Consider the following 17,753-nt stretch of genomic DNA (forward strand, 5'->3'; position numbering starts at 1 on the left):
TTATTCACTAAGTGAAATTAGAAGTTGTAACGCATTCCCACTGTGAATACGTTGTCGTCTTCTAGGTCAATCTTAGCGCCAGCAAGCTTGTAGTCACCTTGGTACATAGCATAGTGACCATATACCATAGTTGATTTAGAGATCTTGTAGTCAGCACCAACAGTGATGTTTTGAACATTTACATCACTAACTGAAGCTAGTACTGCATTTGTTTCATTAGGATCAGTTTCTTTATCATCTGGATTGATATATCCGAACGAGTTAGTAAAGTACTTACTTAGACCTGATTCGTCAGCACCGTATTGAACTTTCAAGTTAACACCGTTTAGGTTGTAAACTGCGTTTACAAAGTAAGTGTTACCTTCTAGGTTGTCATATTTTTGGCTTTCAGTGTCTTGGAAGAAACCACCAACTTTAAAGTCACCAAACTTAGCTTGAGCTACAGCGCGGTATGCATCAATGTTTGAAATGCCTTTGTTGTAAGCTGTTGCAAAGTAGTAGTTTTGTGCTTTGAACTTCTTGTCACCAAGAGTCGCGCTTAACGCGTACTGAGCATCAGAGTCTGAACCAGCGCCTTGGTTGTTGTCAGTCATTAGGTAAGTCGCGTTCAATGTTACTAGGTCAGCGATTTTTGGAGAGTAGTACCAGATACCATCTGCTGCACGAGTTTGGCCTGCAACTAGTCGGTCGATATCGGCGTTAGTGTTACCGAATGCATCGATGCCACCTTCAGCTTGCTTGAATACTGTGTCGTTACGACCAACAAGTACAGTACCTGCAACTGTTTTAAGACCTAAGAATGTGTTACGTGCTTTGAATACGTCACCTTCACTTGAAGTGTTTTCTACCTGAAACTCCATCTGGTAGATAATGTCGATGTTATTCGTTAGGCTTTCGCTGCCTTTTAGTCCTATATGAGAGAAGTTATTTTCGAGGTAAGTTCCACTTTCGCCAACAGTTGCACCGTTAGTACCACCTTGAAGGGTAGTGCTTTGATCTGAATGAGTTACAGCAAGATCAAGACGACCATAGAAATTTGGACCTTCGGCTAGCGCGCCGAATGAAGCCAGAGTGAGTACTGATGCAACTGATGCAGAAATAAGTGTTTTTTTCATGTCTTTTTTTGCTCCCAAGAACGTAGGTTCTTATCCATTAACTAATGGTTATTTATGATTGTCTATTTGTTTCAAGCATCCAATCTAGTAACAAATATGAGGTCGAAGTTTATATATTTCGTATAAAAATAGTATGTGCAAGATCAAAGTTTCGCTCTTAGTTACGGCTTAGTGTTTATTTGTATAATAAACTCACATATACGGAGTGGAAATTGTACAGCTTGATTTAATCGTAACCTAAATATAGAGCTATTTTGAAAAACAACTCACAATTATTGAAATGTTAATGCTGATAGAATTCTCTTTCATTATTATATTTAGACTGCTGCTTTATTGAACGCCTGCTTTAATTCTATGCATAAAGACAGGATAACAAAGTATTGTTAGCGATCAGCTTTGTCATTGAGGTCTATTCAAATTAATTTTGTTGTAAGAGTTTGGCACAGAAGTGGAACTTCGTTTTGTGATTATTGTCGCAAAATGCCGATTAAATGGCGGCTTGGTATATTTATGGCAAAGATTTTCTCTTGATTGTTATGGTATTGATATGATTTATGATTACTAACATGGTTAGGAGGGCTTTCGCGATAGCCGTTACAATGTGTGGGCTATTGAAGTGGAAACAAGTTTGAGTTATTAAAGTTGAAATAAGATAAAATCAATTTAATTATTTTTCATGGCTTAATTTCTTTCTAGAGACCTAGGTTTTTAGCTGTATAGAGGTTAGGTATAAAATTTGGAGTTTGTGTTGGAAGAGTTGGTGCTTTCTGAAGCCTATATCAATCGTTTTGCCGGTATTGGCCGTTTGTATGGTCAAAAAGCCTTAAGGCAATTTTCCCTATCACATGTTGCTGTAGTAGGCATCGGTGGCGTCGGGACTTGGGTCGCGGAGTCCTTAGCCAGAAGTGGGATTGGGGAGATCACACTTATTGATCTTGATGATATCTGTGTGACCAATACCAATCGCCAAATTCATGCCCTTAAAGAGACAATAGGGCAATCTAAAGTTGAAGTGATGGCTGAGCGTATTTTACAGATTAATCCGGATTGTAAGGTTAACCAGATTGAAGACTTTATTACTCCAGAAAATTTAGGCGATTATTTTATTGGTCGAAGGCAAGAGGGGGATTTAGATTTTGTGGTTGATTGTATTGATGCCGTGAAACCTAAGGCTGCATTAATTGCTTGGTGTAAGCGACAAAAGCTTTCCATCGTTACCGTTGGCGGGGCTGGTGGACAGGTGGATCCTACTCAGGTTCAAGTGACTGATTTATCCAAGACTTACCAAGACCCCTTGTTGGCTAAAGTACGTAACATATTGCGACGCGAGCATCATTTTTCTAAAAATCTGCAGCGACGTTTTAGTATTGAAGCGGTATTTTCAACGGAGCAACTTGTTTATCCTCAGGCTGACGGCAGTGTATGTAATACCAAAGCGAACGCTGACGGTAGCATGCGAATGGATTGTGCATCAGGTTTTGGTGCGGTAACGGTTGTCACCGGAACTTTTGGTTTTATTGCCGCCAGTAGAGTGTTGATTAAATTAGCTAGAAAAGTAGAATAGAAATAGAATGGCGTAATTTAATTTTCGCCTTTTTATTTATCCTATCTGAGTCGTTTTAAGCCTTTAAATAATAGCCTCCTTTCTACACCTGTCGCTATATAGTGTTAACTCACGTCACGCTTTTAATTCTGTAAACTTTGATGTAGGTCTAATGATTGCCGGGGTGACCTTGTTAGAATCTGGCTACTTTATACTTTAGGTCACCAATTATGAGACAAGCATTATTAACGCGTTTTCTACGTTATATAAAGATTGATACTCAGTCTAACGGCAGTAATGTTCAGTCCCCAAGTACGCCCTCACAATTCAAATTTGCGGGTATGTTGAAGGTGGAACTTGAAGAGCTTGGCTTTTATCGTGTCGAGTTAAACAGTTCAGGCTACTTGACGGCGAGTGTGCCAAAGACAGTCGATGGGGCGCCCTGTATTGGCTTTATTGCCCATTTAGATACGGCTCCCGATTTTAATGGGGCTAACATTAATCCACAGATAATCGAAGATTATAATGGTGACGATATCTTGCTCGGTGAATGCGATCTGCTGAGCACTGAACAGTTTCCTAGTTTGCTTAACTATATTGGCCAAACACTGATCACCACTGATGGCATGAGTTTACTGGGAGGAGATGATAAAGCGGGCATTGCCGAAATTATCACTGCACTGGCTTACCTTTTAGTGCACCCTGAGATCCCTCATGGGGAGATTCGGTTATGCTTTACTCCTGATGAAGAGATAGGGCGAGGCGCTGATCATTTCGATGTCCCAGCTTTTGGTGCTCAGTGGGCTTACACCATAGATGGTGGAGAGATTGGGGAACTGGAGTTTGAGAACTTTAATGCTGCCACAGCAATTATTCGGGCTAAAGGCAATAATTGTCACCCCGGAACGGCTTATGGGGTGATGGTTAATGCGCAAACTATGGCAGCACGTTTTCACGCTAAGATGCCATTACAAGATACCCCTGAGGGGAGCAAAGATTACGATGGTTTCTTTCACCTTGTGAATATGCATGGGCAAACAGAAGAAGCTGAATTAACCTATCTTATACGTGATTTTGACATCGATATTTTTGAAAAGCGTAAGCAATGGTTAACTGACAGGGTGAATAGCTATAATACTGATTTAGTCGTGGGCAGTTTAGAGATTGAGCTCACCGACAGCTATTTCAATATGAAAGAGCAGATTTTACCCTATCCACACGTTATTGATATTGCTAAGCAAGCAATGATAAGCCAAGGCATTACGCCTATTATCAAGCCTATCCGCGGCGGCACTGATGGAGCCCGACTCTCTTATATGGAGCTACCTTGTCCAAATATCTTTACCGGAGGACATAACTTCCATGGTAAGCATGAATACATTTGTCTCGAGTCTATGGAAAAGGCAGTAGATGTGATTATCGCAATCTGTAAGCTTACTGGGCAGGAGTCTTTATCTGAGTAATAGCGTTTGGGGAGTCTTGCTTATTAATATCGATTGGTAAAAGCCTGACTCTCTCTTATCGATCTTAGTTTAAGTTTTCGAAAAAAATATCTGAATCTAATAGTTCATCTTCAACAACCTCTACAGGGAAACTTATAGAGAAACACGCACCACCGAGTTCACATTCTTGAATGAGCTTGATACTTCCTTTTAGCAGAGTCGTCGCGTTAAAAGCGGCTGATAGGCCTAAACCTGTGCCACCTTTATGGCGGGATGTGGTAAAGAAAGGTTCAAAAATACGACTACGGTCCTCCTTTTTAATCCCTGAACCATTATCTTGAATCAAAATGTTAAGCTGTTCACCTTCGAGTTCAACTTTAATGCTTATCATCGGAGATTCTACCTGTTTAAATGCATGTGAGTATGCATTAGATAGCACATTGGTGATGATCTGTTTAAGCAGGTTATGGTTGGTTTTAACCGAGAGTGTCGGCATTAACTCGAGTTGCACATCCACTTGAATTTCAGAGAATAAAATTTTAACGGACTCATGGCTGTCGATGAGTGCCTGTTGAAGGTTAAAACTGCGTTTCTCCTCTTGACTTTGCTGAGCTGCAACGGTTTTGAATTTCTGGATTAAGCTACTCGCACGGGTGATATTATTGACTATGAGCTCACAACTGATTTGGTGCTCCTCTAAAATGGAGTTGAGCTCCTCTAACGTTGCATTTTCACTGTGGATGACTTTAATCAACTCATCAATATGATTAAGTTGCGAACTGGCCGCTGTTAAACATATGCCGATAGGTGTATTAATTTCGTGAGCAACACCGGAGACCAAACCACCAAGCGCCGCCATTTTTTCTTGTTCGACTAATACTTCCTGAGCTCGCTTAAGCACGAGTAATGACTGTTCCAACTCCTGAGTCTGCTCTTTGACTTGACTGGATAGCTCCTCTTTATAACTCGTTTCAAGTGCCAATAACCGTTCTCTATCTGTTAACGCGTCTTGCAGTTCCTGTTTAGATCGTTTGATATCAGAGAATGAGGTTCTTAACTGCTGCTGCATGGTATTGATGGCATGGGATACTTGATGGAACTCGTCATTTTTATTTTCATTTTGATCGAAACTCAAAGGTTCAAACGGAGAATCTAGGTCGATTTTTTGACAGTACTGGCTTAAGCGATTCAAGTGGCGTGTGACCATGTACCAAACTAAAAAGAGTATAAAGCCTGCCACGATGAAGGTTTTAATGGCATTGGATAACAAGATTATAATGGTACGATCCAATAACTTGTCGTAAACCGTATTGAGATCGGCTTGTATTAGTAAGGTACCAACAGGGATGAGATCGTTACCTGAACGGTATGAGAGTTCGAAGGATTTTTCGATAGTATTTTCCAGTGAAGGCTCCCCTGAAATCCACTCTTGTCCGCTATCGTCGTTAATTGAGATATAGGTAATATCTTGTAGTTGAATCAGACCATGGATTTGCGTGTTGATCAGGCGATCATCAATGACCCAGATACTGGCTGCCAGTACATCTAGGTTAACTTTCTCTATATTAGTAAATTGCCGTTCGATCCTGTCGACATCGCTTTTATAGTCACTAACGAGTTGGAAGCCTGTGGTTAATATTGTAATTAACGAGCTAAAAATAATAATTGATAGCGTCAGCTTAAAACCGATAGGGCTATGGATCAGCTGGCCAGTAAATGTCTGCATTAATCCTTTTCTTATGTGACTAAAGAGGTACCTTAGTTCAATATTCCATACTTATTCTGATTGTGCTAATTTTTATTGTTATAAGCATAGACGGGTAATTAGGTTGGTGATGGTGAAAATTAACTATCAATAAGGAAAATAAGAACATAGGGATTACTGTTTTTACAGTGGCTTGATGGCATCAATATTGCACTGTATTAGACCTGTCCAGTTTATTGACACTAGGTCTGTATATGCAGGAACTCAAATCAAAAAAATTTAAGCTATTAAGTTCTAAACAGTTGAGCTTCAACTTAATGTTGTGGGTCGCGATAGTCAGTGGCGCTCTGCTTTTTATGCCTGAACCTCTGTTGCGGATGCTAAATTTGGATGCATCTGTGACCGCTAATTCACATTTTATTGGTTTAGGCCTCATTATTGGTGTTGCTTACCTGTTGACTCAAATTCTTAATTATTTTCTTGATGAAGCGATAACTTATCTTAAAGGTAAACGCATAATCGAAGTAATAGAGGAGAAAGTCAGATTGTTGGATCCTGCAGAACGGGCACTATTAAGGGAGTTTTTTTTGCAAGGAGAGACGATTTTGACTCTCCCTCAGGAGGAACCAGCGGTTAAAAGTTTACTTGCGACACATATTATTGAAAACTTAGGTAATCAAAAGCACTACGCTATTCAGGGGGCGACTGCAGATTATAAAATATCAATGAGAGCTAGAATTTACTTAAATCGTCAAGTATTAAGGCTACCAACGGGTGAACCTAGCCAGGAAGAGATGAAAAATCTTATTAAGGCCAGACCTCACTTTGTAAATAATATTGTGAACCCACGTAAGCATGCAGCTTAATTGCATCAATAAAATTGATTAAGTTGTTAAACCGTTGAGATAACTAATAGGGGGTAACCACTCCCCCTTGGCGTTTAAAATAGCGCAAATATCAATGAAAGATAAACTCTGATAGTGATTGTCGCATTCTGCTTGGAAATATATTGGTAGGTTCCCTACTTATCAGGTTTAGATTTTTGAATAAACATCCACATCAGATATGACATGATCCCTATAGTGCAGAAGATAACGATCATTGATAGCAGTCCTATCGGATTACCAAACATTAAATCTAGCCAGAAAAGCATGTGTAAGTCCTTTTTCAAAATATTCTCTTTTTGTTAAATTAGCCTTGATTGGATTTGGGTGAACTGATCTCGATCAATAAAGTTAACGTAATTGTTGTTAAAATGTGCGTACAACATTAAATCTCTGATGAGTATTGAGTTTTACTTATTTATTGTTTAAGTCGAGAGTGAAATTAATCACTTTTTGAAGTGGTTAATGCTTGTTTGAAAATGATGCATTATGGATGTATTATCATCAAACGCTATCGGTTGAGTGTAAAAAGTGCTCAGTTGGTAAGTTTATGGCTTTTAGGGGCTTGCCATTATTAGCGGCAAAGGTATAATCGCCATCACTTACTGAGGTCCTCGGATGTCAATAAGGCTATTTAATGATGCCGGTGTGGTGGAATTGGTAGACACGACGGATTCAAAATCCGTTGCTTTCGAGCGTGACGGTTCAAGTCCGTCCTCCGGTACCAATAAAATAGAAAAGCCTGCCTTCGAGCAGGTTTTTTATATCTAAATTAAGGGCTTACGCCTATTCTTAGTCTATGGGGTTCCATAGGCATCTTGTGAAATCCAGACATTTATGTAACCCTCGATGTAACCCCAAATTGAGAGTTGAGCAGAATCGATGGCTAAGAAAGTAACCCCTCTTACTAATACTCAAGTCAAACAAGCTAAGCCTAAAGATAAAGAGTATTCTATCAATGATGGTGATGGTTTAGCGCTTCGAGTTCGACCTAATGGTGGTAAGTCTTGGTTTTTTACTTATGTTGTTCCTGTAACTAAAAAACGCTTTAAAATTAGTTTTGGTAGTTATCCTGATGTAACCCTAGCGCAAGCCAGAAGAAAAAGAGACGAGTCTAGAAGTTTAGTTGCTGCTGAAGTTGATCCTCAAAAACACAAAGCTTTGGCCGAGGCCAAAGAACGTAACGCCTTAGAAAACACCTTTCAAAGTATCTCAAATCGATGGTTGCTTCAAAAGCAAGAAACCAAGCAACAAAGTACATATTTGAAACGAGAACGTTTACTAGCTAAATACTTATTTCCCCAGTTTGCTCTTATTTAATGGCTATGATGTGTGACCAAATCGGTAACGTTATTTTTTTCGCCTTACTGTTTTCGGTTGAATGTTGATCTAAATCATCAGTTGTTAAGTTTGATAAATTATTAATTAGTCTCCTTGTTTTTTTCATGATAATGATATTTTGCGTTGTTGTGTTTAACATAAGGATATTGTTCACATGCGATATACATCTGTGCGTTACTTCTCCCTTTTAGCGTGTTTCAGCAGTTTTGTTGGTTACGCTTATGCTAATACTGTTCCATTAGCTGGTCAGTTCAAGGTCAATGAACAAGGGGCTGCAACATATACTTTACCCATTGAATCCCCAACTGCTAGAGGCGGACTACGCCCAGGAATTGCTTTAACTTATTCCTCTTCAGGTGGTGACGGGTATCTAGGCCAAGGCTGGAGTCTATCGGCCAGCTCAGTGATTTCACGTTGCCCTCAATCTTTTGCTCAAGACGGCCTACTAAAAGGCGTAAATTTATCCATGGATGATAAATTTTGCCTAGATGGTATGCGTTTGGTATTGGTGTCTGGCGTTTATGGTGAAGCAGATTCAGAGTATAGAAAAGAGATTGATGACGCATCGTTCATTACAGCGTTAGGGCAAACCTCTGGTGGCGGCCCCGCGGCTTTTCAGGTGGAGACCAAGGCTGGTGAAACCCATTACTTCGGTAATATCAGCGCACACAGCAATAAACAATTCAATAATGTAGATGGAAACAATATCACAGGTGATTCCGCTATCACCATTGATACTGAAAATGGTGAGGTAACCCGTCTATGGGCGCTCAAGGCCATTGAAGATAATGTGGGTAACTACATATCTTATCATTATACACAAACCGCCTCCGAACAAATGCTGTCAAGTATCGATTATGCTGGGCACAGTGACGGTACAGCTCCCTATGTGAGCGTGAAATTTCATTATATGACCAACCCTAAGCCTAAAAGTGGGTACGTCTATGGGGCTGAGTTCAGCTTAACCAAGTTATTAAATCGCATTGAAGTCGAACTCGACGGTCAGCATCAAAAATCCTATTTTCTAGATTACAGTACTTCAAACAAGGTAGAAGATAAAAACTTCATTGACAGTATTCAAGCTTGTGTCGATGTTGATAGGAATGACTGTACGCGTGCTATCGCATTTGACTGGACCCGTCGCCCGTTTAATAACTGGTCATTCACTCCATTTGTGGCAAGCGCTTCACACACTATGCCTATAGGAGAAAACCTGACTTCGCAGATGTTCGACATGGACGGTGATGGCTTTACTGACATCATTTATGTGCGTAGCGGAGCATGGTATAAACGTACGCTTGCTACTGGAGATGAGGAGCGTTTAACGGGTTTTGGTAGTAATAAAGCGCACTTTGCTCAAAGTATTGATTTTAATGGTGATGGTCAGCGAGATTTACTTATTGCGACTAGTGAAACCAGCAACTGGCATGTTATTAGTTTTAAGCCATCAATAGTGACTACTCCTTCCTGTGAGCCCAACGGTGGTGGAACTCATTTATGTGAAGATGTTGACCGGGTGGTGGCATACACCCTCACCGATTTAAAGCGTAAAGCCTTAGGTTATGACGGTAGTACATTAGTGGTGGATGTGAATGGTGATGCGCTTGAAGATATCTTGTTTTTAAAAAGTGGTCAAATTCAATGGTATAAAAATTTAGGGGGAAGGTTTGATGTTGCAAGGACGCTGTATACATTCAGTTCTCAGGATACCGCTTATTTCGAACCTGATGTGATTGAGAGTGCTCCCAGTTTCAAAACCAGTGCTGCAGTGGATGTTAATGGTGATGGTTTAACGGATTTACTGCTTAAAGTAAGAAGTCAGTTCAACTATTGCAGTACTGGTGGAGGGTTGATATACGATGTTTCCTACGGTGAATGTGTCGGTGATTTGCAGGGGCAGTGGCGGAGTTATGATTCGACCGATTGGCAGCTTTTCGTTTCCAATGGAGCAAGATTTATAAAACGACAGAATATTCCCACTACAAAGGATGTGAAGCATTTACGGGTTGCCGATTTAAATGGAGACGGGTTAACTGATATTGTCTATGTACAAAACGGTACCTGGCGTCAGCGACTCTCTAATGGCGTTCATTTCCTTGGTGAGACCAATATAGGTGTCAACTCAAGTGACTCCTTGGCTAAGGGGACGTATTTCTTGGATGTCAATGGTGATGGACGGGCTGATATGTTGCATCCAGTCACAACGTCGGAGGCGATCCGTGTTCGGCTATCTAAACCTGCAATACGAGTAGACACTGTAGATTGGGAGGACCGTGGGCATTTTTTATTACCAAGTGGGTCGAGAGAAACAATTCGTTTTGCTGATACCTTAGGGGATGGCCGCACAAGTCTATATTATGCCGAAAACAACCGATGGAGGATTAATCGACCAGTAGTGTCAGCACACAATAATACCATACATGCCATTACGGATGGATTTGGGGTTAAGACTAATATTACCTATGACCACGTTACTCGTAAAGGGGCTGAAAGTGTTTATAAAACACAGGTATCTTCCAATCTAGACTCAAGTAAAAACTTCTCAACTATTCCACCACTTCGCGTCGTAAAACGGGTGCAAACTGAGACCGGGCCCAATTCGAGTGTTGGTGTTAAGTTTGAGTATGGTGGCTTATTGGTCAATCGATTAGGTCGCGGTTTTCAAGGGTTTGAACTGCTAAGAAGTATTGACGAGCAATCGGGAGTGGTGACTGAAACTCAGTACGCACAACTGTTCCCTGCGACAGGGTTACCTTTGGCAACCAAACAACATTATCAAGGCAATAGTCTATCTCTGTCTACTAATCACTATACCTTTGTTGAAGTGGAGAGTAATGAACATAACAAGATATATCGTCGTACAGAGATGGAGACCGTTGATATTAGTCGTCAATACGGCTCCGATGATGTGGTTCGGGAGTTAATCAGGACAGAAACGCACAATGAATACGATGAGTGGGGCAATTTAACCCAGAGTACGGCGGAGAAACATGACCTCTCGTCGACCGGTATCTCAAATCGAATCATCACCACCAACCTTTATGATGGTGCCGGTGGTGGTGCACAGAAAGGTCGATTAAGCAGTTCGGTGGTGAGCTCTTCTCGTTGGGGAGAGGGAGATGCTCCTACAATTACAAAGCGCAGTAGCTTTAGTTATTACAGTAATGGTTTATTGAAAACCTCTATCCTATCTCCTGATATTCCTCGATATAGACTCACTACCACAAACCATTACGACCGATTTGGCAATACGACTCGGGTGGATATCACGGGCGGCACTCAAGCATCGGGCGCAGCTGCGCAAACTCGCTCTACTCATACCGCTTATGATGCGCGAGGGCGCTTTGTTCATAGTGCCACTAACGGTGCGGGAGATGTGGCTATTAGCCAGTACAATCAACAGTCTGCAAATTCCGTAACGGGTCGCATTACCAGTGCAGCGGTGACCGATGCTAATGGTAGAAAAATCACCAAGTATTTTGATATTTGGGGGCGAGTCATAAGGGAGGTCAATCCCGATGCTACTCAGATAACGTATCGCTATGAGCTATGCAGTCAATCGGACTGTACCCCGCTGGTTAATGGCGTCATGCTTACAACAAAAAACCAGTTAGGGAGTCCGACAGAGCAAGTTATTACTGATAAGTACGGTAGAGAGGTGGGCAGTAAGGTCAAAGGGTTTAATGGTGATTGGATTGTGACCGCTAAATCTTATGATAAGAAGGGGCGGATGTCACGTCAATATGAGCCAGCCTTTGATTCGGTTAGCTCGTATTATAGTCAGCTTAGTTACGATGATTTTAATCGAGTTATCAGTGAACGGATGCCAAATGACAGCGTCAGTACTCGCTATTACCAAGGGTTGGAGACCTTGTATCAAGATGGTATGGGCAAGCAGCAAACTAAGCAGGTTAATATTTTTGGTGAGCAATCGAAAGTCATTGATGAGCTTTATAATGAATTGAGTTTTGAGTATGACGCGACAGGTAATCTTCTTCGCAGTTATGTGCAGTCAAGTGGTGGTCAGAAAGTCCTGCGTACATCTCTTGAATATGACCAACATGGGCGCAAAACGACATCAAGGGATTTGGATAAAGGATTATGGCGTTATACCTATAATGCATTTGGGGAGTTGCTAACCCAAACGAATGCCAGTGGACAAGTCACCACACTTTTTTATGACGCATTAGGGCGCAAGATAAGAAGAACTGAGCTCGAAGGCACATCGTGTTGGTTGTATGGCAACCGCGCCACTAAAAATGCAGGCATGTTAGTGACTGAGCGTATTTTCGGCAGCCAGACGACCAATTGTAATGCCGGAGGTTACCTGCAACAAAAAACATTGGGTTATGATAATTACGGACGGTTGGACACAACAACAACACATATAGGCGCAGATGCGTATATCACACAATTTACTTATGATGCGGCTGGCCGAATTGATACCTTAAGGTACCCCAAGAACTTAGTTGCAATCGAGAACCGTTATAACGATGCCGGTTACCTATTTCAGCGCAAGGATAAAACCACCGGACTTGTTTATCAAACCGTCAGTAATATGAATGCTCGCGGGCAGGTTACTGAAGTTAATTACGGTAATGGTGCTCAAGAGAGTACGTCATATCAATCAGATACGGGGTGGATAGATACTATCCAACTGAATAAAGGCGGGTTGTTGCATCAGCTAGCTTATCGCTTTGATGAGATGGGGAATCTGGATTGGCGTCAACATCAATTGACCAGTGCTCCGGCAACCTTTGCTGAAAACTACACTTATGATGATTTATATCGCTTGTATGACCGCACTATTACCGTCAGTAGTGGAGGAAGTACATTGCCTGTCGATTTTAAATCGACGCAAAATATACGTTATGACGATTGGGGGAATATCGTATCCAAGACGGGTACAGGGCATTATCGGTATGATGCGACCAACCCTTATAAATTATTGGGCATATCACAAACCCCAGCCATAACGGCAGCGATTAAGTCGTGCCCAGTTGGGTACTCTTTAAATGCCGCAACCAGTGCTTGTGTTAAGGCTGAGTCTCGATCTGCAACTGCAGTCTGTGCCAGTGGTTACTCTTGGAATGGCAGCAGTTGTCAAAAGACGGTATCTACCTCAGCTATTGTGGTTTGTTCAGCAGGTTATAACTATTCGAGTACTTCAAATAAGTGTGTAGACGTGCTCGTTAAGAGACCTTTATGGGTATGTTCTGGTGGGGGAGGAGGGGACCCAAAGAGTGTTCAACAACGAGGTTGTAATTGGAAGTGCCCATCAGGTTACCAGTTAATTGGCTATGACAGTCACTGTGAAAAAACAGTGTATGCCAACGTCACTTATAGCTGTCCTAGTGGGGCTACGCTATCTGGTAGCACTTGTTCAACAAAGTTCAATAAGCCAAATACATGGAGATGTCCTTCAGGCACAACATTATCAGGAACCCAATGTCAGCAAATACTGACACAAATACCAAGTGGTTGGTCTTGTCCTGCTGGTTGGTCATTAACAGGAACGAATTGCAATCGGACATTAACGGCTTCGGTTATCAAGTCATGCCCTGCTGGTACGACGCTTAATGGTTCTAATTGTATCAGTCAGACCAGTTCGACGCATGCCATGACCTATGATGCAAGAGGGAACATTACATCCGATAGTCAGCGTAATTTCAACTACACCTCATATGACTTAATTGACACCATTACGCAAGGTCGTGAATCCAGTAGTTTTGAATATGATGCTGGACGAGCCCGATACAAACGGGCAGACATCAAAATTGAAGCTGGAGTTAATGCCTATTACACAACCTACTATGTGGGCAGTCACTATGAGAAAGTGATGCGCACCGGAGGCGGCAAGGCTGCACTTACCGAGCAAAAGTATTATGTGGGCAACGTGGTGATAACTAAGCGAAGTAATAACACCACCGATACTTTCTATTTGCACAAAGACCACCAAGGTTCAACTACCACAGTAACTAATGCTGCGGGCATTGTAGTGCAACAATTCACCTATGACCCTTGGGGTAAACAAACCGCGGCCTATAGCAATTCGCGACTCAATGGGGTTATCTCTCCATCGGCCAGCAAGGGCTATACCGGGCATGAAGGGATAGATCATATGGATATTATTCATATGAATGGGCGGATTTATGATGCCAATATTGGTCGTTTTTTACAGGCTGACCCTTTTATCCAACAAGCGGACAATCTGCAAAACTATAACCGTTATGCTTATGTGTTGAATAATCCAATGAGTTATAGCGACCCTACTGGATTCTTTTTCGATAAAATTTGGAAAGCGATTAAGAAATATTGGAAACCCATTTTGGCGATTGTCGTTGCTGTCGTGACCTATGGCGCGGCATCTGAGTGGGCATTTTATCAGTTGGGAATGGTCACTTCTGCTTCATCTGGAGTGGGGCTTAGTGCTGTTACAACTTACAGTTTATCGGCTGGTGGCTATGCTTTAGCTGGTGCGGCAGCGGGGGCTGTTGCTGGAGGGATAACAACAGGAAGTTTAAGTGGCGCGGCAAAAGGTGCGTTAACTGGTGCCATTATGGGGGGAGTCACGGGGGCATTAAGCAGTACAGGAACCAGTTTTTCTGATTCAGCGTATCGGTTGTCATTGTCAGCAGTGGGAGGGTGTACTGCAGGAGCGGTATCTGGAGGCTCTTGTGGTGAAGGAGCAAAGCTTGCTGTGATAGCGCAGGGGTTAAAGATTACCATGGACAGTTATTCAGGCTATGAGTCTTCCTTAAAAACCTCAAAAGGCAATGCGGTTATTAAGCTTGAGGGTGATGGGGTTCAAAATAGTTCAGTGTCAAATACAGGCACATCGGTAGAAGTGGAGTTGGGTTCTCTAGCTGCACAAAAAGGGCTTGTTGGCAGGGATATTTCAACGCTTAATGCGCAGGAGATTCAAATGTTGAAGGCCTCTTTAGTTAACAAAGGTACCATGGATTTTTACAGCTGGTCGGCAGCTCAAAATCGCGTGGAGTTTAACTCTTTCAATCATAACTACTGGATGTCTGAGTATTCACCAGTATTAAGTTTGACTTCAAGGGGGGGGGTTGGCGTCAGGGCATTTTCGGTATTTCATGATAAATGGATGGCAAATTGGGATATCAGTAGCACCGGAGTGTTAATTGCCACCATCCCGCCGGCTGTTGTTGGGCAATATTATGCGTTGGGTGTCGGGAACTATTATTATTACATGAATAATTTGGAGGAGTAGCCTATGCGTCACGTTACGAAACTGCTAGCGATTATGTCCATTGTACTTATCCTGAACGGCTGTGCGTATTACGTTTACAACACTGGAAGTGCGTATGGGTTAACAAATGTTGAAACGACAAAATATCTAGGGCACCAGCAAAACACGGGTTACAGCTCCCCTATATTTACTCCAATTGTTACGCTGGATAACGGGGTTCAAGTAAAGCTTCATTTCTCTGGTGGGTATAGTCGTCCTCCAGGGGAAAGTGATTCAGAACACTTTAATAACCTAAGAATAGAGATATTTATTACTTCCTTAGAAGAGGGGATTCGCTTAGATACACAACATATCATGATGGACCAGTATCGTATTAGTAAGAAAGCTAAGGTTAATTTTTTAGAGATGAAACGATACCCGAGTAAAGCGCGGAATAGTTACGGTATTGATGTGTGTCAATATCCGCCAGAGGATGTTCAAGTCGACAGCAATTCTTTTGATATTTTCTATGATTTCTATCAGAAAGACAGCATTAGTATCCCTTATCGACAAGTTGATTTTAATTTACTCCCAGTACACTTACTTAGAATCGATACTAATATTTTGTGCGGAATATTAGTTGCAATGAACACCAACCTAGCGGGAGATCAAGGTTTCTTTACGCTTACACTCCCTTTTATAGAAGAGGGACAAATCACTGAATATACCCTATATGTTTATCCTGTTGAGTATCGATTTACGGCTAAGTGATGGTTTTTTAGCTGGCGAAGAGCCTGCAGAACTATAACCGTTATGCTTATGTGTTGAATAATCCAATGAGTTATAGCGACCCTACTGGATTCTTTTTCGATAAGATTTGGAAAGCGATTAAATCAGTTGTTTCGATAATTATCGTTGCTGTGGCTTCCTATTTTTGTGCCGGAACTTGTACCACAGCCATATGGGCAGCGATAGGTGCTGCGTCGGGGGCAGTAAGTGCCGCAGTGAATGGTGGGAATATCTTTATGGGGGCTCTTATTGGAGGTGTAACTGCGGGAGTGGGGGCTGAGATGGCTGGCTCTGGTTTGTTTGAGACATTTATGGCTAATGGGGTTGTGGGAGGTATTGCAAGTGAAGTTTCTGGAGGTAACTTCGGCCACGGCTTTGCGGCAGCAGGATTGAGTAGCTTAGCAGGTGGTGCAATAGGTAAAATAGATGATGCTGTGGTGCGTGTTGTGGTGCGCGGGGTGATTGGTGGTACCATTTCAGAAGCGACTGGGGGTAAGTTTGCCAACGGAGCAAAGAGTGCAGCCTTTGCTCAAGCTGTGGGAGAGTTATCAAACTATGCCACGACAGAATCTGAGAGCAGGCCGAATCAAGTGGAGGGTTGGACTCAAGCAGATGAAGATTGGTTACAAGAGACTATGGCCCAGACCGCGATAGATTTAGATAATGGCGATGTTTATGCTTATGAGCCAGCGTGGATGCGGCAGCAAGAGCGAGCACTATTGGATGGCGAGTTTGGTGCTGGCACTTATACAGATGTGATGAGTGACGCAGGTGGGATTGCGATTGGTGGGGCTTTGACTCTGTATGGTGGTGGATATGGAGTGTATAGAGGTGGTTATAAGCTCTATAAAGCCACAGGATTAAAAGTGGATGGTTTTTCTAAAGGATTAAGTCATGGAAATGGTCGCGTTTTTCAAATTAGATCAACTAAAGGCGGGCCAGTATTTAGATTAGATTATCACCCAAACCCCTCACCCGTAAGGCTACATATGCACTTTGGTAACATGTCTCATCATAGGCCTTGGTTTGCCCCATGGAAAACCTATTAGGAGTTTCAATGAATAATTTCTTAAACTATCCTGAACCATTGTATTTCGAGATAGAGAATGATTATAAAAAAGAAATAGTGGCCTTATTTTCTAAGTTGATAGAAGAAGAGAAATGGTTGAAATTGATTTCTGTTGATAATAAAGGAGTTGTGAAAGTGGAGGAGGATATTCCCGTGAAATGTTTTTGTTCGGCTTTTTTGTTCTCAAAGCTTGATTCTTTGGGTGAGGCACCTAATTTGTATTTATTAATCAATTCGAAATTCAGCTGCAAAAACCTACAAGAGATCCTGTGTAAAGTCTCCTATCAGAACTTTGTATATACTCCTTCCCTGCAAGAATGTTTAGTGGAGGAAGTAGGAGGGAGTTTAATATTTAGAGATAATGATTCTGATAGGCTTGTCGCGGTCAATAAACGAACAGGTTAACATGCTTAGTTCTGCGCATGAACTTACGGCCATGAGATGAGCAATGTTGATGGTGTTGTATTAAATAGGGAATTATGAATATATATGGTGCAAAGTGACAGATGGGTATCCATTTAAATACATGGGAAATAAAAATGTAGGGATTAGGTTTGATTTTGCTTAAATTGATAAGCGTCAGTTTGGTATAGATTTTACACAAGTTCAGGAGCTCCAGGGCACTATAATCATGGCATGAAGCGGACTGGTTGGTCAAAACGACCTAGTA

11 protein-coding genes and 1 tRNA gene are annotated in these 17,753 nt (G+C 41.8%); 9 read left to right on the plus strand and 3 right to left on the minus strand.

Annotated elements, in window-relative coordinates:
- Positions 1-17 precede the first annotated feature (17 nt).
- Positions 18-1,115, minus strand: coding sequence for a porin (locus HWQ47_RS03620; protein ID WP_269969832.1), 1,098 nt, complete (start codon positions 1,113-1,115; stop codon positions 18-20).
- A 748-nt stretch (positions 1,116-1,863) separates the two neighbouring features.
- Between HWQ47_RS03620 and tcdA the strand changes: the two genes are divergently transcribed.
- Together tcdA and pepT are read left to right on the plus strand one after the other, a co-directional pair.
- The gene (gene tcdA, locus HWQ47_RS03625; protein ID WP_269971653.1) at positions 1,864-2,679 is read left to right on the plus strand and encodes a tRNA cyclic N6-threonylcarbamoyladenosine(37) synthase TcdA; all 816 of its coding nucleotides are present in this window, start codon (positions 1,864-1,866) and stop codon (positions 2,677-2,679) included.
- Between the two features lie 209 nt (positions 2,680-2,888).
- Complete coding sequence (gene pepT, locus HWQ47_RS03630; protein ID WP_269969833.1) at positions 2,889-4,121, plus strand: peptidase T; 1,233 nt, start codon at positions 2,889-2,891, stop codon at positions 4,119-4,121.
- Between the two features lie 64 nt (positions 4,122-4,185).
- On the opposite strand, the gene HWQ47_RS03635 is transcribed toward pepT, so the two are convergent.
- Positions 4,186-5,826, minus strand: a complete 1,641-nt coding sequence (locus HWQ47_RS03635; RefSeq protein WP_269969834.1) for an ATP-binding protein — start codon at positions 5,824-5,826, stop codon at positions 4,186-4,188.
- Between the two features lie 233 nt (positions 5,827-6,059).
- Between HWQ47_RS03635 and HWQ47_RS03640 the strand changes: the two genes are divergently transcribed.
- Positions 6,060-6,671 (plus strand): superinfection exclusion B family protein, encoded by a 612-nt coding sequence (locus tag HWQ47_RS03640; protein ID WP_269969835.1) that lies wholly within the window; start codon positions 6,060-6,062, stop codon positions 6,669-6,671.
- Positions 6,672-6,826: 155 nt separating this feature from the next.
- On the opposite strand, the gene HWQ47_RS03645 is transcribed toward HWQ47_RS03640, so the two are convergent.
- A complete protein-coding gene (locus tag HWQ47_RS03645) occupies positions 6,827-6,958 on the minus strand; it encodes a DUF3149 domain-containing protein (RefSeq protein WP_269969836.1) in 132 nt (43 codons plus the stop codon).
- Between the two features lie 373 nt (positions 6,959-7,331).
- Here HWQ47_RS03645 and HWQ47_RS03650 point away from each other — a divergent pair.
- The 6 genes from HWQ47_RS03650 (at position 7,332) to HWQ47_RS03675 (ending at position 17,488) form a co-directional block, all read left to right on the plus strand.
- Positions 7,332-7,416 (plus strand) — tRNA-Leu (locus tag HWQ47_RS03650).
- 155 nt (positions 7,417-7,571) lie between these two features.
- The gene (locus HWQ47_RS03655; RefSeq protein WP_269969837.1) at positions 7,572-8,009 is read left to right on the plus strand and encodes an integrase arm-type DNA-binding domain-containing protein; all 438 of its coding nucleotides are present in this window, start codon (positions 7,572-7,574) and stop codon (positions 8,007-8,009) included.
- Positions 8,010-8,184: 175 nt separating this feature from the next.
- The gene (locus tag HWQ47_RS03660; RefSeq protein ID WP_269969838.1) at positions 8,185-15,267 is read left to right on the plus strand and encodes a toxin TcdB middle/N-terminal domain-containing protein; all 7,083 of its coding nucleotides are present in this window, start codon (positions 8,185-8,187) and stop codon (positions 15,265-15,267) included.
- 3 nt (positions 15,268-15,270) lie between these two features.
- Positions 15,271-15,996 (plus strand): hypothetical protein, encoded by a 726-nt coding sequence (locus tag HWQ47_RS03665; protein ID WP_269969839.1) that lies wholly within the window; start codon positions 15,271-15,273, stop codon positions 15,994-15,996.
- Positions 15,997-16,061: 65 nt separating this feature from the next.
- A complete protein-coding gene (locus HWQ47_RS03670; protein WP_269969840.1) occupies positions 16,062-17,063 on the plus strand; it encodes a hypothetical protein in 1,002 nt (333 codons plus the stop codon).
- An 8-nt stretch (positions 17,064-17,071) separates the two neighbouring features.
- Positions 17,072-17,488 carry a hypothetical protein gene (locus HWQ47_RS03675; RefSeq protein ID WP_269969841.1) on the plus strand — a complete coding sequence of 139 codons (417 nt, stop codon included), beginning with the start codon at positions 17,072-17,074 and terminating at the stop codon, positions 17,486-17,488.
- Positions 17,489-17,753 lie beyond the last annotated feature (265 nt).

Origin of the sequence: Shewanella sp. MTB7, assembly GCF_027571385.1 — a bacterium.
GTDB lineage: Bacteria > Pseudomonadota > Gammaproteobacteria > Enterobacterales > Shewanellaceae > Shewanella.

Coding starts and splice junctions, on each gene's coding strand:
- HWQ47_RS03660 (WP_269969838.1), top strand. CDS start 8,185: ATGCGATATACATCTGTGCGTTACTTCTCCCTTTTAGCGTGTTTCAGC.
- HWQ47_RS03665 (WP_269969839.1), top strand. CDS start 15,271: ATGCGTCACGTTACGAAACTGCTAGCGATTATGTCCATTGTACTTATC.
- HWQ47_RS03635 (WP_269969834.1), bottom strand. CDS start 5,826: ATGCAGACATTTACTGGCCAGCTGATCCATAGCCCTATCGGTTTTAAG.
- pepT (WP_269969833.1), top strand. CDS start 2,889: ATGAGACAAGCATTATTAACGCGTTTTCTACGTTATATAAAGATTGAT.
- HWQ47_RS03670 (WP_269969840.1), top strand. CDS start 16,062: ATGAGTTATAGCGACCCTACTGGATTCTTTTTCGATAAGATTTGGAAA.
- HWQ47_RS03655 (WP_269969837.1), top strand. CDS start 7,572: ATGGCTAAGAAAGTAACCCCTCTTACTAATACTCAAGTCAAACAAGCT.
- HWQ47_RS03645 (WP_269969836.1), bottom strand. CDS start 6,958: ATGCTTTTCTGGCTAGATTTAATGTTTGGTAATCCGATAGGACTGCTA.
- HWQ47_RS03675 (WP_269969841.1), top strand. CDS start 17,072: ATGAATAATTTCTTAAACTATCCTGAACCATTGTATTTCGAGATAGAG.
- HWQ47_RS03620 (WP_269969832.1), bottom strand. CDS start 1,115: ATGAAAAAAACACTTATTTCTGCATCAGTTGCATCAGTACTCACTCTG.
- HWQ47_RS03640 (WP_269969835.1), top strand. CDS start 6,060: ATGCAGGAACTCAAATCAAAAAAATTTAAGCTATTAAGTTCTAAACAG.